We start from the raw sequence: 20,741 nt of genomic DNA on the forward strand, positions 1-20,741 counted from the left end.
ATGACCTTTATGAACCCACAAATGATCAAACTCCTGGGCCTGTCCGCCCTGACTGCCGGCATTCTCGCCGCTGCAAGCGGCGCGCGCGCCGATGAAATCAAGGCACCGAGCTTCACCGCCGAACCGTGCTGCAACCTGTGCCCCGCGGCCCATGACGCGAAGAACTACACCACGCGCTACCAGCAGAACTTCACCACGCTGGTGCAGGCCCAGGGCGACTGGCTGTTCCGGACCCAGGAAGACCTGCGCACCGAGTTCAACACCACCCCCGCCGGCTACAAGCGCATGCAGCAGTTGCACGATGCGTTCAAGGCAAAAGGCGTCGAGTTGGTGATCGTCTACCAGCCGACCCGGGGCCTGGTGAACCGCAACAAGCTCAACCCACAGGAAAAGGCCGCCTTCGACTACGAGAAAGCCCTGACCAACTACAAATCCATGCTCGGCCGCTTCGCCCAGATGGGTTATGTGGTGCCGGACCTGTCGCCGCTGACCAACGAAAACCTGCCTGAGACGCTGCCAGCCCACGATTTCTATTTCCGTGGCGACCAGCACTGGACACCGTATGGCGCCCAGCGCACGGCCAAGATCGTCGCCGAGAAGGTCAAGCAGATCCCGGCCTTCGCCGACATCCCCAAGCGTGAGTTCGAGACCAAGAAGTCCGGCCGCATGGGCAAGACCGGTACCCTGCACAACATGGCCGGGCAGCTGTGCGGCACCAGCTATGCGATCCAGTACATGGACCAGTTCACCACCGAACCCAAGGGCGAGGCTGGCGACGGCGACCTGTTCAGCGATTCCGGCAACCCGCAGATCACCCTCGTGGGCACCAGTCACAGCGGCAAGAACTACAACTTTGCCGGTTTCCTGGAAGAAGCCATCGGCGCCGACATCCTCAACGTCGCCTTCCCTGGCGGCGGTCTGGAAGGCGCGATGATCCAGTACCTGGGCAGCGAAGAGTTCCAGAAGAGCCCGCCGAAAATCCTCATCTGGGAATTCTCGCCGCTGTATCGCCTGGACCAGGAAACCATCTACCGCCAGATGATGGCGCTGCTGGACAACAACGGTTGCGAAGGCAAGCCGGCACTCATGAGCAGCAAGACCGCGCTCAAGCCAGGCAAGAACGAATTGATGGTCAATAGCAAGAACATGGATCTGCGTAACAGCAGCCACCAGGTCGACATCCGCTTCGCCGACACCTCGGTGAAAACCTTGCAAGCCACCCTCTGGTACATGAATGGGCGCCACGAGGATATCAAGATCGAAAAACCGGATACCTCCGACACCGACGGACGTTTCGCCTTCCAATTGCGCACCGACGAGGACTGGGCTTCGCAGAACCTGCTAGCCGTTGAAGTCCAGGGCCCTGAAGCCGGTAAAGAACCACTGCAAATCGAAGCGAAAATCTGCAAACGCAACGCATCTCCGCAAGCCGGGCAACAAACGGCTCAAATCGGACAATGAGGTCTCGTCTCATGACCAGTACCACGCGCACCCGAACGTTGAAAACGCTGCTGGCGCCCTCCCTGCTGACCCTGGCGCTGTTCGCCGGGGCCACGCAGGCCGCGGCCCCGCTGCGCCCGCCACAGGGCTATTTCGCACCGATCGAAAAGGTCAAGGCCGGCGACGCTGCCAAAGGTTGCGACGCCACGCCGACGCCCTACACCGGTTCCCTGCAATTTCGCAGCAAATACGAGGGCTCCGACAAGGCCCGCTCGACGTTGAACGTGCAATCGGAAAAAGCCTTCCGCGACAGCACCGCCGACATCACCAAGATCGAGCGTGGCGTCAGCAAGCAAGTCATGCAGTTCATGCGTGACGGCCGCCCCGAGCAGCTGGAATGCACGCTGAACTGGCTGACCGCCTGGGCCCAGGCCGATGCGCTGATGTCCAAGGACTTCAACCACACCGGCAAGTCCATGCGCAAATGGGCGCTGGGCAGCATGGCTTCGGCCTATGTGCGCCTGAAATTCTCCGAGTCGCGCCCACTGGCCAACCACCAGGGGCAGGCGCAACTGATCGAAGGCTGGTTCAGCCGGATGGCCGATCAGGTGGTCAGCGACTGGGACAACCTGCCGCTGGACAAGACCAACAACCACTCCTACTGGGCCGCCTGGTCGGTGATGGCCACCTCCGTGGCAACCAACCGCCGTGACCTGTTCGACTGGGCTGTCAAGGAATACAAGGTCGGCGTCAACCAGGTCGATGCCGACGGTTTCCTGCCTAACGAACTCAAGCGCAAGCAACGGGCCCTGTCCTACCACAACTATGCCCTGCCGCCGTTGGCGATGATCGCCAGCTTCGCCCAGGTCAACGGTGTGGACCTGCGTCAGGAAAACAACGGCGCCCTCAAGCGACTGGGTGACCGAGTGCTGGCCGGGGTGAAAGACCCGGACATCTTCGAAGAGAAGAACGGCGAAGAGCAGGACATGAAAGACCTGAAGGTCGATTCGAAATTCGCCTGGCTCGAACCGTTCTGCAGCCTCTACACCTGCACCGAGGATGTGCTGGAGCGCAAGCATGAAATGCAACCGTTCAAGACCTTCCGCCTCGGCGGGGACTTGACCAAGGTGTACGACCCTTCGCGGGATAAAGGTGAGAAAGGAAGCTGACACCCTACTCTCTGCCTGGCAGGGAAACCCTGTGGGAGCGAGCTTGCTCGCGATAGCGGTCTGACATTCGCCATGGATGTCGACTGAACCACCGTCATCGCGAGCAAGCTCGCTTCCACAGGGAATGTGGTCTGTTTCGAATGCAATAGCCTCCCGGTTTCATGGGGGGGTTTGGGGGGGCTCTGGCCCTTGACTGTTGATTCAACATGGAGAGATCGGGATGGTATTTTCATCCAACGTGTTCCTGTTCCTGTTCCTGCCGATCTTTCTCGGCTTGTACTACTTGAGCGGGCAACGCTATCGCAACCTGCTGCTGCTGATCGCCAGCTACGTGTTCTATGCCTGGTGGCGGGTGGACTTCCTCGCGCTGTTCGCCGGCGTGACCCTGTGGAACTACTGGATCGGCCTGAAAGTCGGTGCCGCCGGTGTGCGCACCAAACCAGCCCAGCGCTGGCTGTTGCTCGGCGTGGGCGTGGACTTGGCCATCCTGGGCTATTTCAAGTACGCCAACTTCGGCGTGGACAGCCTCAACGCCATCATCACCGGCTTCGGTCTCAACCCGTTCATCCTGACCCACGTGTTGTTGCCAATCGGGATCTCGTTCTACATCTTCGAGTCCATCAGCTACATCATCGACGTCTATCGCGGTGACACGCCGGCGACCCGCAACCTGATCGACTTCGCAGCGTTCGTGGCGATTTTCCCGCACCTGATCGCCGGCCCCGTGTTGCGTTTCCGCGACCTGGCCGACCAGTTCAACAACCGCACCCACACGCTGGACAAGTTCTCCGAAGGCTGCACCCGCTTCATGCAGGGCTTCATCAAGAAAGTGTTCATCGCCGACACCCTGGCGGTGGTGGCCGACCATTGCTTCGCCTTGCAGAACCCGACCACGGGCGATGCCTGGCTCGGTGCACTGGCCTACACCGCGCAGCTGTACTTCGACTTCTCCGGCTACAGCGACATGGCCATCGGCCTGGGCCTGATGATGGGTTTCCGTTTCATGGAAAACTTCAAGCAACCCTACATCAGCCAGTCGATCACCGAGTTCTGGCGCCGCTGGCACATCAGCCTGTCGACCTGGCTGCGTGACTACCTCTACATCACCCTGGGCGGTAACCGCAAAGGCACGCTGATGACCTATCGCAACCTGTTCCTGACCATGCTGCTCGGTGGTCTGTGGCACGGTGCGAACATCACCTACGTGATCTGGGGTGCCTGGCACGGCATGTGGCTGGCCATCGAGAAAGCGGTGGGCATCAACACCACGCCACGCAGCATCAACCCGATCCGCTGGGCGCTGACCTTCCTGCTGGTGGTGATGGGCTGGGTGATCTTCCGGGCCGAGAACCTGCACGTGGCCGGTCGCATGTACGGCGCCATGTTCAGCTTCGGCGACTGGTCGCTGTCGGAACTGACCCGCGCCAACCTCACCGGCCTGCAGATCGCCACGCTGGTGGTGGCCTACGTCACCCTCGCCTTCTTCGGCCTGCGGGACTTCTACACCAACCGTCCGCCAGTCAAGGCCAAGCCTGAGGTCACCACCGAGGCCAACGGCCCGGCCACCGCGCAACCGGGGATGATCAAGGCGGTACCGGGCGACAACCCGGCATCGATCCACGAACCCGGCTACACCGTGGGTGTCGAAGCCCAGGTGCAACCGGCCTATTGGACCGTGGACTGGTCACGCTACGTGATGCGCACCCTCGTGTTGCTGCTGTTCATCGCTTCGATTCTCAAACTTTCGGCGCAAAGCTTCTCGCCGTTCCTTTACTTCCAGTTCTGAGGGATCTGAACATGACCCGCTCATTACGCATCTTTTACATCGCACTGTTCATGTCGATCCTGACAGCGCTGGGCCTGTGGTCGATGCGCAGCTTCTTCGGCTTCAGCACCAACCCCGACGCGACCGTGCTCAACGGGCGCTGGGCCAAGGCTGTGGAAACGCACTACGACGACGAGTTCCCGATCAAGCGCCTGGGCACCAACATCTGGGCCGCGCTGGACTACAAGCTGTTCAACGAAGGCCGCAAAGGCGTGGTCCTGGGCCGCGACCAGTGGCTGTACAGCGACGAAGAGTTCAACCCGATCGTCAACGAAGAGCTGAACCTGCAAGGCAACTACGCGCTGGTCGAAGGCGTGCGCCAGAAGCTCAAGGAACAAGGCATCACCCTGGTCATGGCGATCGTGCCGGCCAAGGCGCGGCTTTATCCGGAGCACCTGGGTGAAGTGAAGCCGTCCAGCATTCACACCAACCTCTACCAGGACTTCCACGCTCGCGTCGCGGCCGACAAGATCCTCGCCCCTGACCTGCTTGGCCCGCTGCAACAGGCCAAGCAGAACGGCCAGCAAGTGTTCCTGCGCACCGACACCCACTGGACCCCGGAAGGCGCCCAGGTCGCTGCCGAGAACCTGGCCAAGGCCATTGCCGAACGCGCGCCGCTCAACGGCGAGCCGCAGCGCTTCGTCACCGAGCCTGCAGAAAAAATCACCCACAAGGGCGACCTGCGCCAGTTCCTGCCGTTGGACCCGCTGTTCGAAAACCTGATGCCAGCCCAGGAGCCGCTGGTCAAGCGCAACACCCGCGAAGCCGACGACCAGCCGGCCGGCGACGACGCGCTGTTCGCCGATGCCCAGGTGCCCGTGGCCCTGATCGGCACCAGCTACAGCGCCAACCCTAACTGGAACTTCGTCGGTGCACTCAAGCAAGCCCTGCACAGCGACGTCGTGAACTACGCCGAAGACGGCCACGGCCCGATTCTGCCAATGCTCAGCTACCTCAAGAGCGATGCCTTCAAGAACAGCCCGCCACAGGTGCTGATCTGGGAGTTCCCTGAACGTTATCTGCCTGTAAACAACGAAATCGGCGACGCCGACCCACAGTGGGTCGCAGAGCTCAAGCAAGCCGGCGCTCGCCAACAGAACGTAGCCGCCAACACCCCATCCGAGACGCCCGAACGGGCGCAAAACTGAAAGAGAGGTCCACCATGACTTTCAACACTACTCCTCGCCGTCTCGCTGCTCGCTCCTTCAAGGCTGTTGCCCTCGTCGCCAGCATGAGCGCCCTCTCACTGTCCGCCTTTGCCGGTGACTCGGCCCTGTACGGCCCGGTCGCGCCAAAAGGCTCGAGCTTCGTGCGGGTCTATAACGCCGCCAACGCCGAAGTCAGCGCCACCGTCGGCAGCACCAACATCAGCGACGTAGCCCCCCTGGCCAGCAGCGACTTCAGCTTCATGCCCGGTGGCGACTACAGCGCCAAGGTTGGCAGCCAGACCGTGCCGGTGAAACTGGCCTCCGATCACTATTACACCCTGGTCAACAACGCCACTGGGCAGCCGCAACTGATCGAAGAACCGCCATTCAAGAACAAGCAGAAGTCCCTGGTCCGCGTACAGAACCTCAGCGACAAGGCACTGACCCTCAAGACCGCCGACGGCAAGACCGAAGTGGTGCCGAACGTGGCCGCCAAGGGCCGTGGCGAACGTGAGATCAACCCGGTGAAAGTGTCCCTGGCCCTGTTCGAAGGCGACAAGAAAGTCGGCGACCTCAAGCCCGTGGCCCTGGAGCGCGGCGAAGCGGCCGTGCTGTACGTCACCGGTTCGGGCAGCAGCCTGTCGCCAGTGTGGGTGAAACGCCCTGTGTCGACCCGCTGATGAGTTTTCCTGACTGACGCTGTGCCCTGTGGGAGCGAGCTTGCTCGCGATAGCTATCTGACATTCAACATGGATGTCGATTGATACGCCGCCATCGCGAGCAAGCTCGCTCCCACACTGGACACAGGTGTCATTCGGGTACGGAACAACAACAAGAGAGTGAAACGACAGAACGCAGTAGCTCTAACAACCATTTCGCTTCAAGGAGTAACAAACATGATTCCGGTGATCTTGTCAGGTGGTAGTGGCTCACGTCTTTGGCCGCTTTCGCGCAAGCAATTCCCTAAACAGTTCCTGGCCCTGACCGGTGAACACACCCTGTTCCAGCAGACCCTCGAGCGCCTGGTGTTCGAAGGCATGGACACGCCGATCGTGGTCTGCAACAAAGACCACCGTTTCATCGTCAACGAACAGTTGACCAACCGTAAGCTCGAAGCCCAGCGCATCCTGATGGAACCGTTCGGGCGCAACACCGCACCGGCCGTGGCGCTGACGGCGATGATGCTGGTCAACGAAGGCCGCGACGAGTTGATGCTGGTGCTGCCGGCCGACCACGTGCTGGAAGACCAGAAAGCCCTGCAACGCGCCCTGGCCCTGGCCACGGTGGCCGCCGAGCGTGGCGAGATGGTGCTGTTCGGCGTACCGGCCACCAAACCGGAAACCGGCTATGGCTACATCAAGTCGACCAACGATGCGCTGCTGCCCGAAGGCGTGAGCCGCGTCTCGCACTTCGTCGAAAAACCCGACGTCAAGCGTGCCACCGAGTTCGTCGAGGCCGGCGGTTACTTCTGGAACAGCGGCATGTTCCTGTTCCGCGCCAGCCGCTTCCTCGAAGAGCTGAAAAAGCACGATCCGGACATCTACGACACCTGCCTGCTGACCCTGGAGCGCAGTGAGCAGACGGCCGACACCATTACCCTCGACGAAGCCACCTTCGCCTGCTGCCCGGACAACTCCATCGACTACGCGGTGATGGAAAAGACCCAGCGCGCCTGTGTGGTCCCACTGTCGGCCGGTTGGAGCGATGTCGGCTGCTGGTCGTCGCTGTGGGAAGTCAATGCCAAGGACGCCAACGGCAACGTCACCAAGGGCGACGTGGTCGTCCAGGACAGCCGCAACTGCATGATCCACGGCAACGGCAAGCTGGTGTCGGTGATCGGCCTGGACAACATCGTGGTGGTCGAAACCAAGGACGCCATGATGATCGCCCACAAGGACAAGGTCCAAGGCGTCAAGCAGATGGTCAACACCCTCAACGCACAGGGCCGCACCGAAACCCAGAACCACTGCGAGGTCTATCGTCCGTGGGGTTCCTATGACTCGGTGGACATGGGCGGTCGTTTCCAGGTCAAGCACATCTCGGTCAAGCCGGGCGCGTGCCTGTCGCTGCAGATGCACCACCACCGCGCCGAACACTGGATCGTGGTCAGCGGCACCGCCGAAGTGACCTGCGACGAGAACGTGTTCCTGCTCTGCGAAAACCAGTCGACCTACATCCCGATCGCGTCGGTGCACCGTCTGCGCAACCCGGGCAAGATCCCGCTGGAAATCATCGAAGTGCAGTCCGGCAGCTACCTGGGCGAAGATGACATCGAGCGTTTCGAAGACATCTACGGTCGCTCCACCCCGATCGAACGCGGCGTCTCGGTGAAAACCATCGCCCAGTAATGATCGGCAACGTTCAGTAAAGATCAGCGGTACAAGAAGCCCCCGTCCAGCCCACTGCGTCCCCTATCCGCAGTGGGTTGGGTGGGGGCTTTTTTTTGTGGCCAGTGATGGCCTGGCATCATTGCTTCAACATTGCCCGCGCCCTTCGGTAGGATGTGCCTACGGTAACGGAGGCTTCCACCATGCTTATCGGCGTTTTGCTGGTCATCACCTGGCTCATCCTGCTCTTGCGCTACCCGGCCAAGGCCTTGCCGGTCTCCCTGGCGGCCTTCATCGGGCTGGGACTGGTCGCCGTGTGGGTGCTCTGGCAGGAAAGCCGCGAAACCCGACAACTGGAGCGCCTGGAACTGCGCCTGCGCTATGCCCCCGAACAATGCCCCGCCGACCGGCCGCTGTCGCTGACCCTGAAAAACAACAACGACGTGCCGCTGATCGAGCTGCGCTGGCGGGTCGCGGCCTATGCGCCCGGGGACACCATCAACCTGGCCGACAGCCCCTACAACGCACCGCGCTACCATGGCCCAGGCGAATTGCAAGCCGGCGCCGACTGGCAAGACTGCCTGCCGCTGCCGCCCCTGCGCCCGGGTTATCGCCCGCAGACCCTGGAGTTTCGCGCCGAGCAATTGCACGGTAGCTTTTCCAACTGATTGCCCTCCCCCAACTTTTTGCACAAGGAACGCGCCATGCCTGTTGCGTTGATTACCGGATGTTCCAGCGGCATTGGCCGCGCCCTCGCCGATGCCTTCAAGGCCGCGGGTTATCAGGTCTGGGCCACGGCGCGCAAGGCTGAAGACGTGGCGACACTCGCCACGGCCGGGTTCACCGCCGTGCCACTGGACGTCAACGATGGCCAGGCCCTGGAACAACTGGGTGAGCGGATCAACCAGCAATGTGGCGGCCTGGATGTGCTGGTCAACAATGCCGGCTACGGCGCCATGGGCCCGCTGCTGGACGGCGGCGTGCCGGCCATGCAGCGTCAGTTCGAAACCAACGTGTTCGCCATCGTCGGGGTCACCCGGGCGCTGTTCCCGGTGTTACGTCGGGCCAGGGGGCTGGTGGTAAACATCGGCAGCGTTTCCGGAGTGCTGGTCACGCCATTCGCGGGCGCCTATTGCGCTTCGAAGGCGGCGGTGCATGCCTTGAGCGATGCCTTGCGCATGGAACTGGCACCGTTCGGTATCCGCGTGATGGAAGTGCAGCCTGGCGCCATTGCTTCGAGTTTCGCCAAGAATGCCGGCCATGAAGCCGAACAGTTGATCAGCGAACAATCGCCCTGGTGGCCCCTGCGCGATGGCATCCGCGCCCGGGCCAAGGCTTCCCAGGACAACCCGACCCCCGCCCACGAATTCGCCGCGGCGCTGCTCAAGGCGGTTCAACAACCCAAGCCACCCCGCTTGCTGCGTCTGGGCAACGGCAGCCGGGCGCTGCCGTTGATGGCGGGTGTGTTGCCCAAAGGGTTGCTGGAGAAGGGGTTGATGAAGCGGTTCGGGTTGGGAAAATCGCTGTAATCAACGCTGGCTTTTTTGCGGTTGTGGCGAGGCTGAACGTCAATTCCTGTGGGAGCGAGCTCGCTCGCGATGACGGAGTGTCTGCCACCGTCGATGCGGCTGAACCACCGCTATCGCGAGCAAGCTCGCTCCCACAGGGGATTTGCGGTGTACACCAAATCTCACCATCACCCCCGGAAAAATGTGGGAGCGAGCTTGCTCGCGATGACGGAGTGTCTGCCACCGTCGATGCGGCTGAACCACCGCTATCGCGAGCAAGCTCGCTCCCACAGGGGATTTGCGGTGTACACCAAATCTCACCATCACCCCCACAAATGATGCAATGCCTCAGCCCTTGGCATGGGGTTCGACCACCACTGTGCAAGTCATCCCCGCCGCCAGCAGCACGCCGTCCGGCACTTCATCCAAATGGATGCGCACCGGCACTCGCTGGGCCAGGCGAACCCAGTTGAACGTGGGGTTCACATCGGCGATCAGTTCGCGGCTTTCGGGGTTGTCGCGGTCGTAAATGCCTCGGGAAATACTTTCCACATGGCCCTTGAGCATCTCACCGCTCATCAACTGCAACTGCGCCGAATCGCCGACCCGCACCTTGGGCAATTTGGTCTCTTCGAAGAAGCCGTAGACCCAGAACGAATGCATGTCCACCACGGCCATTTTCGCCTCGCCGATGCGCGCATAGTCGCCGCGGTGCACGTTGAGGTTGGTGACGTAGCCATCCACCGCCGCGCGAACGTCGGTGCGCGACAGGTTCAGCTCCGCGGCTTCCAATTGGGCCTGGGCCTGTTGGTAATCGGCCAGGGCCGAGTCGGCGATGTTGCTGGCGTCGTCGCGGTTTTCCCGGGAAATCACCAGGCTGTCCAAGTCGGCACGTCGATGGGCGTTGACCTTGCGCATCTCCCAGGTGGCCTTGCGCGACGCCACCAGGGAGCGCGCCTGCTTCACGGCGATGCGGTAATGCTCGGGGTCGATGCGCATCAACAAGTCGCCCCTTTTCACCAACTGGTTGTCGCGCACCGACACCTCGACCACCTCGCCGCTGACATCGGCGGCCACATTGATGATGTCGGCCCGCACCCGGCCATCACGGGTCCAGGGCGTGTTCATGTAATGGACCCACAGCGTACGGCCGATCCACAACGCCAGGGCCAGTACCAACAGCGTCGCCAGCAGGCTGAAAAACTTTTTCATCGCATCGATCTCAACGGTAGACCGTCAGCGCCAGCGCGCCGAACAGGCAGGTAAACAGACTCAGGCGCAACAACGCCGGGTGCCAGAAGAAACGGTACAGGTCCAACCCCGACAGGAAGCGGTCCAAGGCCCAGGCCAGGCCGGCGGCGATGAAAAACATCAGGGTCATGGTGGGCATGTACACGCCATGGAAGGCGATCTCACGGGGCATGTTCAGGTTCCTGGGGAAGCGATGTGGCATGCGCCATGGCATAGCCGGCCAATGGCGATTGCGGATCCAGCAGCGAAGTGCGGATGAAATGCAGGTAGCTTTTCACCCGACGCAGGGCCGAGGTGTCGAAATGCGGGGCGAAGGGTTCGTCGGTGGCCTGCACGCGGCCGATGGCATGATCCACCGCCACCAACGCACGCTCCAGATTGCTCTGGCTCGGCTGGCGGAATAGCCGCACCAGCGCCCGCCCCATCCCCCGAATCGCCTGGCGCCATGGCTGGCTTTCGGCATATGCCGGATGCACCGGCAAGGTTGCCTGCTCCTTGCGCAACTCAATAATCGCGTGACCGACTTCCAGCACCACCAACATCCAGCGCAGCAAGTCCCGTTGCACTTGGGGTTGCCCCGCCGCCAGACCGTAGGCCTGGTGCAGCAGGTCGCGGGTGCGGCTTTCAAAACCCGAGGCCAGCCCCTTCAGACGACCGCTAATGGCGAACACCACTTGCTCACGCAGGTCCTGCCCCAATCGATGCCACAACCAGCGGCTGTTGGGCGGCAGGATGATCGCCCCGGCAGCGGCGCACACCAACATGCCAAGGATCATCGCAATGTAGTCGTTGATGAAGGCGTAGGGGTTGTAGACCGTCAGGTTGTCCGGCACCGAGCCGGTGCAGAAAAAGATCAGCAGCCCCAGCCCGACCCCGGCGTACTGCGGCCTGGAACTGAGGAACGAACCGAACATGATGACGGGGGCGAGCATCACGCAGAGCAACGGAAAACCATCGATCAGCGGGAAAATGAAAAACATCTCGACAAAGCCGACCAGCGCCCCGAACAACGTACCGCAGGCCATCTGGAAAGCCATGCGCTTGGGGTTCGGGGTGGCGGCCGAGAGACCCACGGTGGCCGCGGCGATCATGGTCATGGTCGCGCCGCTCGGCCAGGCCGTCGCGACCCAGTAGCCGCCCAGGACCAGCAGGATGAAAGCGGCGCGAAACCCCGATGCCGTGGCGGCCAGCCAGTTGGTCTGGGGCACGAACGGTTCGTCCCAGCGCTCGCGCTCGTGGCGATGCTCGGCCAGGGAGGCATGGGTCAGGGCGTAGCCGTGCAAGTCGTCGACAAAGCGATAAAGCAGCTCATAAGCGGTATGAAAGTCCAACTGCTCGCCATCGCTTGGCGCGGTGTCCTGGAACGCTGCCCGCAAGCGCCGTACCTGGGCCGGCAGGTCAGCCTTGTAGTCCGCCAGCGCCGCCGCCAACCGCGCTGCGTCGGCGTCGGTCAAGGCCCGCGCGCTAAAGCCGTCCAGCAGCTCGGCAAGGTTTTGCAAACCAGGCTTGATGGCGTTCACCACATGATCCGCCGTCCCGCCGCGCAAGCGTTCGAGCAATTGGTGCAAGGCATTGAAACGGGTGGTGACACCCATGAATTCGCTGTTCAAGCGGCTGAGCCGACCATTGCGCCGACGCATGTGCGGGTCTTCGAACACCGTCACGCTACGCAGGCTCTCCAGGCCGACGGCTTCGGCGATGAAGCGCACGTTACCGGCCTCGAAGGCCTCCCGCTTGCTTCGTCCGCGCAAGCCGTCGGTGACAAACAGGGCGAACACGCCAAAGCGCTGGTACAAGGCGTTGCGCATGGCGGCGCTGGCGGTTTGCGGCAGGATCGCGGCACTGACCAGGGTCGAGCAGAGAATTCCCAGGGAAATCTCCAGCACCCGCCAGACCGCCGCCATGAACGCCCCTTCGGGGTGGGCCAAGGCCGGCAGGCCGATCATCGCTGCGGTGTAGCCAGCCAGCACGAAACCATAGGCGCGGAAGTTACGATACCGCGCCGCCCCTGCCGAACAGATGCCGACCCAAATCGCCAGGCAGCCAAGGAACAGCTCGGTGTTCTGGGCGAACAGGGCGATCAGCGCCACCATCACCGCAGAACCCGCCAGGGTGCCGAGGAAACGGTAGAAGCTCTTGGCGAACACCTGCCCGCTCTGGGGCTGCATGACGATGAACACGGTGATCATGGCCGTGCGCGGTTGTGGCAATTCCAGGCGCATCGCCAGCCACAAGGTCAGGAACGCGGCGAACAGGACCTTGAAGATATAGACCCAGGTCACTCCGTCGCTGCGGGCCCAGTCGAAGAAACCACGGCGCCATTCGAGGCGATACAGCCGGCGTGCGGGGGCAAGTAAGGGCGTCATTGGATGCTGCTTACGCATCGTGGCGAGGGCGCTTGCTCCCGCTTGGGTTGTGCCTTGTCGGCGCTGTGTAGGTGCTGTGTAGGCGCTGCCGAAGGCTGCGATCTTTTGATCTTTTGATCTTTCGCTTGAGACTCAAGTGTCTGGGGAAAGATCGCAGCCTCGTTGCACTCGACAGCTCCTACAGAGTCCAGTCCGCCGCCCAATGCCGTCACCAGATCGGCATGGGCACTCATGCGCGCCGCTTCCACCTGTTGCTGCACCTGTTGCTGCTTGAACAGCAGGCTTTGGGCGTTGAGCACATTGAGGTAGTCCGTCAGGCCACGCTGGAACGCCACCTTTGCGATGTCGTAGGTACGCTGGGCCGCGGCCACCGACTCGGCGGCGAAGGCCCGCTGCTTGTCCATGGATTCGCGACGGATCAACTGATCGGAAATGCTCTTGAGCGCGTTTACCAGTGTCTGGTTGTAGTGCGCCACGGCGATGTCATACCCGGCGGCCGCCTCGCCCAACTGCGAACGCAGGCGTCCGCCATCGAAGATCGGCAACGTGATCGCCGGCCCGACGTTGTAGGTGAGTTTCTTGCCGGTCAAAAACTCCAGCACCCCGCCACCGGTGGCCATGTAACCGAGGCTTCCCACCAGGTCGACGTTGGGATAGAAGCCGGCCCGGGCCACATCGATGCCCCGGGCCTGGGCCGCCACCTGCCAACGCCCGGCCACCACATCCGGACGCTGGCCAAGCAGCTCGGCAGGCAAGGCCGACGGCAGCTTCAAGGGCGCGCCGAGGACCAGGGTCGGACGTTGCAACGGCGCACCCGCTCCCGGTCCCTTGCCCGCCAAGGCCGCCAATTGATTGCGGCTCAAGGCGATGGCCTCATCCAGGGCGTCGAGTTGGCGATGAGTCTCGGGCAGGGGCGCCTGGGCCTGGCTGACTTCGAAATGGGTGCCGATGCCTCCGTCCAGACGCTTCTGCGCCAGGTCGAGAATCTGCTCTTGTTGGCGCAGGGTCGCGACGACAATATCGCGCTGGGCGTAGTGCAACGAAAACTGGATGTAGGCGCGCACGATGTTGTTCTGCAATTCCAGTTGCGCCTGTCGTGCCTCAGCGACGCTGACGTGGGCCAAGTCAACCGCCCGTTCGCTGGCATTGCGCTCACGTCCCCACAGGTCCAGGGCATAACTCAAGCCCAGGGAAGCATTGTTGTCCCAGGTCGTGGTGTCGGCCAACTCGCCCGGGCCGTAGAACTGATCGGAGGGCCAGTTATGGCGCTTGAGGGTCGACTCGCCATCGATCTGCAACGACTCGGCGGCCTCGGCAATGCCGGCCATGGCCTTGGCCTGGCGTACTCGCGCCGCGGCCACTGCCAGGCCAGGGCTGCCTTGCACGGCCAGATCGATCCAGCGATCCAGTTGCCGATCGCCATAGGCTTGCCACCACTGGCGGGTGGGCCAGTGGGCGTCGCGTGCGGCCTCGCGGATGGCGGCATCGGTCGCCAGTTGATTGGCCGGCAATACCTGGCCTTGCGGCGCAATACCACCTGTGCCGACGCAACCGCTGATGGCTAATGTCAAAACCCAAACACTGAGAGTCTTCAGCTCTCTGCTGATGCAACGCGGCACTTGCGCAAAATTCCTGAGGGGGGCATGACGACGAGGATGGCTGCCTGTTAATGCAAACTTGTGGGAGCGAGCTTGCTCGCGATGGCGTCCAGACATTCACTTCAAATGTTGAATGTGATGACCTCATCGCGAGCAAGCTCGCTCCCACAGGTACCCACCAAGGCCCGCTCCTGCTGTGGCGGCAATTCTAGGCATCGCCCTCTCCGGCGATAAGCCGACCTTTCTGCGAATCTTTGTTACCGTTAACGCGATAATCCATTAGTCGGGTCCCGCATCTCTGTAACTTCATGTCACAATTTGCCACCTCCCAAGAGAGCCCTCCATGGACACCTTGCAAAACATGCGCGCGTTCAGCTGTGTGGCCGAAGCCGGCAGTTTCACCGCCGCCGCCGCGCAGATGGATACCACCACAGCCAACGTCTCGCGCGCGGTTTCCAACCTGGAAGCCCACCTGCAAACCCGCCTGCTCAACCGCACCACACGGCGCATTGCCCTGACCGAGGCGGGTAAACGCTACTTGCTGCGTTGCGAGCAGATCCTGGCTTACGTCGAAGAAGCGGAAGCCGAGGCCAGCGACGCCCATGCGCGACCGGCCGGGCAGTTGAAGGTCCACACCATGACCGGCATCGGCCAGCATTTCGTGATCGACGCCATCGCCCGTTACCGCAAGACGCATCCAGACGTGACCTTCGACCTGACCCTGGCCAACCGGGTACCGGACATCCTAGACGAGGGCTACGACGTCTCCATCGTGCTCGCCAGCGAACTGCCGGATTCGGGCTTCGTCTCTCAGCGCCTGGGGATCACCTACAGCATTGTTTGCGCCTCGCCCGCCTACGTGAAAGCCAGCGGCTGCCCGCAAAAACCCAGCGACCTGCTCAACCACGCTTGCCTGCGCCTGGTCAGCCCGGTCATCCCGCTGGAAAAATGGGTGTTCGACGGCCCGGAAGGCCAAGAGATGGTCACCATCAACAGCTCACCGTTCCTGGTGAACTCCGCCGATGCGATGAAAACCGCGATCACCAGCGGCATGGGCGTGGGGGTATTGCCGGTGTATGCGGCCATCGAAGGCTTGCGCAACGGCACGCTGGTGCGGGTCATGCCCAACTACCGCTCCCAGGAACTGAACCTCTACGCCATCTACCCGTCGCGCCAATACCTGGATGCGAAGATCAAGACCTGGGTCGAGTACCTGCGCGGCTCGTTGCCGGAAATCCTCGCGGCGCACCAGGCTGAGCTGACGGCTTACGAATTGAGTGGCAGCCTGGCAGGCGCACGGGTCACGAGCTGAAGTCGTCCCCGTGCTTGAAGGTGCAATTCAGCGCTTGCCCATGGAACGCCGCGTGCCGGGAGGCGCCGCGCCCGGGGTCTTGGTATGGCCATTCTTCGCGCCGTTCTTGTACCACGGCTGTTGCCCGGCGCCCTTGGCCGCCGCCAGCTCACCGGGTTTGAACGGGAATTTGAAAGCAGGGATCGCCGCCTTGATGTCCTCGCTGCTGGAAACATCGCTGACGGGCAAATCGGCCTGTTCGCCGCCGGGGAGATCGTCCGCGGGCGAAGGTGTCGGGGAAGTCATGTAAGGCTCCGGGTCATGCATGCAAGTCGGGCCCGAAGGGCGAGCCGCGAAAGGCGGCAGTATACCTGCCCGATATCACCGCACGCTGGCAGTTTCATCCGGTATATGCATTCATCCGACAGCAAGCCGGGACAAAGCTGACAAGCCCGTCAGTTAGCCGTCACCTTCCTGACCGGCTCGCAACGCTATATAAGAAAGCTCAAACTCTTGCGTCTCGAACCGGCCCTTCATATCCATGCGCATCCAGAAAAAAACTGTCCTGATTGTCGTGCTGTTGATCGCCCTGGCGGCCCTCGCCCTCTGGTTTGTGCTCAAGCCTGTGACCGCCAGGCCCGGCGCTCCCGCCGCCGTTCCGGTACGGGCCGTCAGCGTGATGCAAAAGGATGTACCACGCTTTGCCAGCGGCATCGGCACGGTGCTGTCGCTGCACAGCGTGGTGATCCGCCCGCAGACCGACGGCATCCTCACCCGGCTGCTGGTCAAGGAAGGGCAACTGGTCAAGAAGGGTGACCTGCTGGCGACCATCGACGACCGCTCGATCCGCGCCAGCCTCGACCAGGCCCGGGCCCAGCTCGGCGAAAGCCAGGCACAGCTGGCGGTGGCCCAGGTCAATCTCAAGCGCTACAAATTGCTGAGCGTCGATGACGGCGTCTCGAAGCAGACCTACGACCAGCAACAGGCGCTGGTCAACCAGCTCAAGGCGACCGCCCAGGGCAACCAGGCGGCTATCGACTCGGCACAGGTGCAACTGTCCTACACCCAGATCCGCTCCCCGGTGAGCGGTCGCGTCGGCATTCGCAATGTGGACGAAGGCAACTTCCTGCGCACCAGCGACGCCGAAGGCCTGTTCACGGTGACGCAGATCGACCCCATCGCCGTGGAGTTCTCCCTGCCCCAGCAAATGCTGCCCACCTTGCAACGGTTGATCGCCGCCCCCGAGCAAGCCTTGGTCAAGGCCTATATCGGCGCCGATGGCGCCACCGGGGAACTGCTCGGCGAGGGGCGCCTGAGCCTCATCGACAACCAGATCAACGCCAACACCGGAACCCTGCGGGCCAAGGCTGAATTCAACAACGCCGCGCAACGGCTGTGGCCGGGGCAACTGGTGACACTGAAAATCCAGACCGCCATCGACAAGGACGCCCTGGTGGTACCGCCTACCGTGGTCCAGCGCGGCCTGGAGCAACACTTCGTGTACCGCATAAAGGGCGACAAGGTCGAGAGCGTGCCGGTGGAGATGGTTTACCAGGACAGCGACCTGCACATCATCAAGGGGGTGAACGCCGGCGACCAACTGGTGAGCGACGGCCAGTCGCGGCTCAAGCCGGGCAGCCACATCCAGGTGCTCAGCGATCCACCCGCCCTGGCCAAGACCGCGGAGCCGCAGCCATGAAGGGGCGCGGTTCGGTTTCGGCGTGGTGCATCGACCACCCCATCGCCACGGTACTGCTGACGTTCGCCCTGTTGCTGCTGGGGGTGATCGCGTTTCCTCGCCTGCCCGTCGCGCCCTTGCCGGAGGCGGAATTCCCGACTATCCAGGTCAACGCCCAGTTGCCCGGGGCCAGCCCCGAAACCATGGCGTCGTCGGTGGCGACGCCACTGGAAGTGCAATTCAGTGCCATTCCCGGCATTACCCAGATGACCTCCAGCAGCGCCCTGGGCTCCACCAACCTGATCCTGCAATTCAGCCTCGATAAAAGCATCGACACCGCCGCCCAGGAAGTGCAGGCGGCGATCAACACCGCCGCCGGCAAACTGCCCAACGACATGCCGAACCTGCCGACCTGGCGCAAGGTCAACCCCGCCGACAGCCCGGTGCTGATCCTCAGCATCAGTTCCACGCTGATGCCTGGCACCGAACTGAGCGACTACGTCGAAACCCTGCTCTCCCGTCAAATCAGCCAGATCGATGGCGTAGGACAAATCTACATCACCGGCCAGCAACGTCCGGCGATCCGGGTCCAGGCCTCGGCCGACCGGCTCGCCGCCATCGGCCTGACCCTGGCGGACATTCGCCTGGCGCTCCAACAGGCCAGCCTCAACCTGGCCAAGGGCGCCTTGTACGGTGAGTCGAGCATTTCCACCCTGTCCACCAACGACCAGTTGTTCAAGCCCGCGGAGTACGGAGAGCTGATCGTGTCCTACCGGGACGGGGCACCGGTCCACCTCAAGGACATCGCCAAGGTGGTCAACGGCTCGGAAAACGCCTACGTCCAGGCCTGGGCCGACAACGAGCCCGGGGTCAACCTGGTGATCTTCCGGCAACCGGGGGCCAATATCGTCGAGACCGTCGACCGCATCCAGGCGGCCCTGCCTACCCTGCAAGCCATGTTGCCCGCCGCGGTGCAGGTCAAGGTGCTGATCGACCGCACCCAGACCATCCGCGCCTCGCTGCACGAAGTGGAAATCACCTTGCTGATCGCGGTGCTGCTGGTGGTGGCGGTGATGGCGTTGTTCCTGCGCCAGCTCTCGGCGACCCTGATCGTCTCGGCGGTGCTGGGGGTGTCGCTGACCGCCAGTTTCGCCCTGATGTACGTGATGGGTTTCAGCCTGAACAACCTGACCCTGGTGGCGATCGTCATCTCGGTAGGGTTCGTGGTGGACGATGCGATCGTGGTGGTGGAGAACATCCACCGACACCTGGAGGCCGGCGACGACATGCGCGAGGCGGCGATCAAGGGGGCCGGCGAAATCGGCTTTACCGTGGTCTCCATCAGCTTCTCGCTGATCGCCGCGTTCATTCCGCTGCTATTCATGGGCGGCGTGGTCGGGCGCCTGTTCAAGGAGTTCGCCCTGACCGCCACCTCGACCATCCTGATCTCGGTGGTGGTGTCCCTCACGTTGGCGCCGACCCTGGCCGCGTTGTTCATGCGCGCCCCGGTCCATCACGCCCATGGCAAGGCGGGGTTCGGCGAACGCCTGCTGGGCGGGTATGAGCGGGGCCTGCGCAAGGCCCTGGCCCATCAGAAACTGATGATCGGCGTGTTCGGCCTGACCCTGTCACTGGCGGTGGTGGGCTATGTGTTCATTCCCAAGGGCTTCTTCCCGGTACAGGACACCGGCCTGGTGCTGGGCACCAGCGAAGCCGCCGCCGATGTGTCGTTCCCGGACATGGTGGCCAAGCACAAGGCCCTGGCCGACATCGTCGCCGCCGACCCGGCGGTACAGACCTTCTCCCACTCCGTCGGTGTCTCGGGCAACAACCAGACCATCGCCAACGGCCGTTTCTGGATCGCCCTCAAGCCCCGGGGCGAGCGTGACGTGTCGGCCAGCGGCTTCATCGACCGGATCCGCCCGCAATTGCTGAAAATCCCCGGCGTGGTGCTGTACCTCAGGGCCGGACAGGACATCAACCTCAGCTCCGGTCCCAGCCGCGCCCAGTATCAGTACGTGCTCAAAAGCAATGACGGGCCGAGCCTCAACGCCTGGACGCAAAAACTCACCGACAAGCTGCGCGGCAACCCGGCGTTCCGTGACATTTCCAACGACCTGCAACTGGGCGGCAGCATCACCCACATCAACATCGACCGCAGCGCGGCGGCGCGCTTCGGCCTCACCGCCACCGATGTCGACCAGGCCCTGTACGACGCCTTCGGCCAGCGGCAGATCAATGAATTCCAGACCGAGACCAACCAGTACAACGTGATCCTGGAGCTCGATACCGCGCAGCGGGGCAAGGCCGAAAGCCTGGCGTATTTCTACCTGCGTTCGCCCCTGAGTGGGGAAATGGTGCCGCTCTCGGCCCTGGCCCGCTTCGATGCGCCGAGCAACGGCCCGCTGTCGATTGCCCACGACGGCATGTTCCCGGCCGCCAACCTGTCGTTCAACCTGGCGCCTGGCGTGGCCCTGGGAGACGCGGTGCGCCTGCTCGACCAGGCGAAGAACGAAATCGGCATGCCGGCCGCCATCACCGGTAATTTCCAGGGCGCGGCCCAGGCCTTCCAAAGCTCGCTGGCAAGCCAGCCGTGGCTGATCCTCGCTGCGCTGGTGGCCGTGTACATCATTCTCGGCGTGCTCTACGAGAGTTTCGTGCACCCGTTGACGATCATCTCCACCCTGCCCTCGGCCGGCCTCGGCGCGCTGATCATGCTCTGGCTGCTGGGCCAGGACTTTTCGATCATGGCCCTGATCGGACTGGTGCTGCTGATCGGGATCGTCAAGAAGAACGGCATCCTGATGATCGACTTCGCCCTCGACGCCCAGCGCAACAAAGGGCTAGCCCCCCAGGAGGCGATTTTCCAGGCATGCCTGACACGCTTCCGCCCGATCATGATGACCACCCTGGCGGCCCTGCTCGGTGCCCTGCCGCTGATGCTCGGCTATGGCCCCGGCGCGGAACTGCGTCAGCCCCTGGGCATCGCGGTGGTGGGCGGCCTGTTGGTGAGCCAGGCGCTGACGCTGTTCACGACACCGGTCATATACTTGTGGCTCGAGCGAGTGTTCCATCGGCCCGCCCAGCAGCCAGGGTCGGCGCCGACGGCGGCGCTGGCGAGCACAGACCACTGAGGCGGG

16 protein-coding genes are annotated in these 20,741 nt (G+C 62.8%); 11 read left to right on the forward strand and 5 right to left on the reverse strand.

Translation table 11 applies throughout. The features are described from left to right. Positions 1–9 precede the first annotated feature (9 nt). The 8 genes from AB7M32_RS27560 to AB7M32_RS27595 all read left to right on the forward strand — a co-directional run bounded on the left by AB7M32_RS27560 (position 10) and on the right by AB7M32_RS27595 (position 9,438). Positions 10–1,461: an alginate O-acetyltransferase gene (locus AB7M32_RS27560; RefSeq protein ID WP_454251972.1), complete on the forward strand. Its 1,452-nt coding sequence runs from the start codon at positions 10–12 to the stop codon at positions 1,459–1,461. Positions 1,462–1,472: 11 nt separating this feature from the next. After that, positions 1,473–2,609, forward strand: coding sequence for a mannuronate-specific alginate lyase (locus tag AB7M32_RS27565; RefSeq protein WP_454251973.1), 1,137 nt, complete (start codon positions 1,473–1,475; stop codon positions 2,607–2,609). Positions 2,610–2,829: 220 nt separating this feature from the next. Then, a complete protein-coding gene (locus AB7M32_RS27570) occupies positions 2,830–4,395 on the forward strand; it encodes an MBOAT family O-acyltransferase (RefSeq protein WP_454251974.1) in 1,566 nt (521 codons plus the stop codon). An 11-nt stretch (positions 4,396–4,406) separates the two neighbouring features. Next, positions 4,407–5,582, forward strand: a complete 1,176-nt coding sequence (locus tag AB7M32_RS27575) for an alginate O-acetyltransferase (protein WP_072408909.1) — start codon at positions 4,407–4,409, stop codon at positions 5,580–5,582. 14 nt (positions 5,583–5,596) lie between these two features. Then, a complete protein-coding gene (locus tag AB7M32_RS27580) occupies positions 5,597–6,262 on the forward strand; it encodes an alginate O-acetyltransferase AlgF (RefSeq protein ID WP_060740772.1) in 666 nt (221 codons plus the stop codon). A 216-nt stretch (positions 6,263–6,478) separates the two neighbouring features. Beyond that, positions 6,479–7,930 (forward strand): mannose-1-phosphate guanylyltransferase/mannose-6-phosphate isomerase, encoded by a 1,452-nt coding sequence (locus tag AB7M32_RS27585; protein WP_454251975.1) that lies wholly within the window; start codon positions 6,479–6,481, stop codon positions 7,928–7,930. Between the two features lie 182 nt (positions 7,931–8,112). Further along, positions 8,113–8,577: a multidrug transporter gene (locus AB7M32_RS27590; RefSeq protein ID WP_454251976.1), complete on the forward strand. Its 465-nt coding sequence runs from the start codon at positions 8,113–8,115 to the stop codon at positions 8,575–8,577. A 36-nt stretch (positions 8,578–8,613) separates the two neighbouring features. Beyond that, on the forward strand, positions 8,614–9,438 hold the full coding sequence (locus AB7M32_RS27595) for an SDR family oxidoreductase (protein ID WP_454251977.1): 825 nt from the start codon (positions 8,614–8,616) through the stop codon (positions 9,436–9,438). A 327-nt stretch (positions 9,439–9,765) separates the two neighbouring features. Here the strand turns inward: AB7M32_RS27595 and AB7M32_RS27600 are convergent, their stop codons facing one another. The 4 genes from AB7M32_RS27600 to AB7M32_RS27615 are packed head-to-tail and all read right to left on the reverse strand — an operon-like array spanning position 9,766 to position 14,653. Further along, entirely contained in the window at positions 9,766–10,629 is an 864-nt protein-coding gene (locus tag AB7M32_RS27600) for an efflux RND transporter periplasmic adaptor subunit (RefSeq protein WP_454251978.1), read from the reverse strand. A 10-nt stretch (positions 10,630–10,639) separates the two neighbouring features. Next, positions 10,640–10,840 carry a DUF1656 domain-containing protein gene (locus AB7M32_RS27605; protein WP_003205331.1) on the reverse strand — a complete coding sequence of 67 codons (201 nt, stop codon included), beginning with the start codon at positions 10,838–10,840 and terminating at the stop codon, positions 10,640–10,642. Then, positions 10,830–13,034 carry an FUSC family protein gene (locus tag AB7M32_RS27610; RefSeq protein ID WP_454251979.1) on the reverse strand — a complete coding sequence of 735 codons (2,205 nt, stop codon included), beginning with the start codon at positions 13,032–13,034 and terminating at the stop codon, positions 10,830–10,832. The genes AB7M32_RS27605 and AB7M32_RS27610 overlap by 11 nt, the downstream gene beginning before the upstream one ends. Continuing rightward, positions 13,031–14,653, reverse strand: coding sequence for an efflux transporter outer membrane subunit (locus AB7M32_RS27615; protein ID WP_454251980.1), 1,623 nt, complete (start codon positions 14,651–14,653; stop codon positions 13,031–13,033). Before AB7M32_RS27615 ends, AB7M32_RS27610 begins: the two co-directional genes overlap by 4 nt. Before the next feature lie 322 nt (positions 14,654–14,975). Here AB7M32_RS27615 and AB7M32_RS27620 point away from each other — a divergent pair, with 322 nt between their 5' ends. Continuing rightward, positions 14,976–15,944: a LysR family transcriptional regulator gene (locus tag AB7M32_RS27620; RefSeq protein ID WP_454251981.1), complete on the forward strand. Its 969-nt coding sequence runs from the start codon at positions 14,976–14,978 to the stop codon at positions 15,942–15,944. Positions 15,945–15,971: 27 nt separating this feature from the next. Here AB7M32_RS27620 and AB7M32_RS27625 read toward each other — a convergent pair whose 3' ends face one another. Continuing rightward, positions 15,972–16,229 (reverse strand): hypothetical protein, encoded by a 258-nt coding sequence (locus AB7M32_RS27625; protein WP_060740765.1) that lies wholly within the window; start codon positions 16,227–16,229, stop codon positions 15,972–15,974. A gap of 235 nt (positions 16,230–16,464) precedes the next feature. Here AB7M32_RS27625 and AB7M32_RS27630 point away from each other — a divergent pair, with 235 nt between their 5' ends. Together AB7M32_RS27630 and AB7M32_RS27635 are read left to right on the forward strand one after the other, a co-directional pair. Further along, entirely contained in the window at positions 16,465–17,622 is a 1,158-nt protein-coding gene (locus AB7M32_RS27630; RefSeq protein ID WP_454251982.1) for an efflux RND transporter periplasmic adaptor subunit, read from the forward strand. Further along, positions 17,619–20,735, forward strand: a complete 3,117-nt coding sequence (locus tag AB7M32_RS27635; RefSeq protein ID WP_454251983.1) for a multidrug efflux RND transporter permease subunit — start codon at positions 17,619–17,621, stop codon at positions 20,733–20,735. The genes AB7M32_RS27630 and AB7M32_RS27635 overlap by 4 nt, the downstream gene beginning before the upstream one ends. Positions 20,736–20,741 lie beyond the last annotated feature (6 nt).

Source organism: Pseudomonas sp. R151218B TE3479 (genome assembly GCF_053629195.1).

Coding starts and splice junctions, on each gene's coding strand:
- AB7M32_RS27560 (WP_454251972.1), top strand. CDS start 10: ATGAACCCACAAATGATCAAACTCCTGGGCCTGTCCGCCCTGACTGCC.
- AB7M32_RS27565 (WP_454251973.1), top strand. CDS start 1,473: ATGACCAGTACCACGCGCACCCGAACGTTGAAAACGCTGCTGGCGCCC.
- AB7M32_RS27570 (WP_454251974.1), top strand. CDS start 2,830: ATGGTATTTTCATCCAACGTGTTCCTGTTCCTGTTCCTGCCGATCTTT.
- AB7M32_RS27575 (WP_072408909.1), top strand. CDS start 4,407: ATGACCCGCTCATTACGCATCTTTTACATCGCACTGTTCATGTCGATC.
- AB7M32_RS27580 (WP_060740772.1), top strand. CDS start 5,597: ATGACTTTCAACACTACTCCTCGCCGTCTCGCTGCTCGCTCCTTCAAG.
- AB7M32_RS27585 (WP_454251975.1), top strand. CDS start 6,479: ATGATTCCGGTGATCTTGTCAGGTGGTAGTGGCTCACGTCTTTGGCCG.
- AB7M32_RS27590 (WP_454251976.1), top strand. CDS start 8,113: ATGCTTATCGGCGTTTTGCTGGTCATCACCTGGCTCATCCTGCTCTTG.
- AB7M32_RS27595 (WP_454251977.1), top strand. CDS start 8,614: ATGCCTGTTGCGTTGATTACCGGATGTTCCAGCGGCATTGGCCGCGCC.
- AB7M32_RS27600 (WP_454251978.1), bottom strand. CDS start 10,629: ATGAAAAAGTTTTTCAGCCTGCTGGCGACGCTGTTGGTACTGGCCCTG.
- AB7M32_RS27605 (WP_003205331.1), bottom strand. CDS start 10,840: ATGCCCCGTGAGATCGCCTTCCATGGCGTGTACATGCCCACCATGACC.
- AB7M32_RS27610 (WP_454251979.1), bottom strand. CDS start 13,034: ATGACGCCCTTACTTGCCCCCGCACGCCGGCTGTATCGCCTCGAATGG.
- AB7M32_RS27620 (WP_454251981.1), top strand. CDS start 14,976: ATGGACACCTTGCAAAACATGCGCGCGTTCAGCTGTGTGGCCGAAGCC.
- AB7M32_RS27625 (WP_060740765.1), bottom strand. CDS start 16,229: ATGACTTCCCCGACACCTTCGCCCGCGGACGATCTCCCCGGCGGCGAA.
- AB7M32_RS27630 (WP_454251982.1), top strand. CDS start 16,465: ATGCGCATCCAGAAAAAAACTGTCCTGATTGTCGTGCTGTTGATCGCC.
- AB7M32_RS27635 (WP_454251983.1), top strand. CDS start 17,619: ATGAAGGGGCGCGGTTCGGTTTCGGCGTGGTGCATCGACCACCCCATC.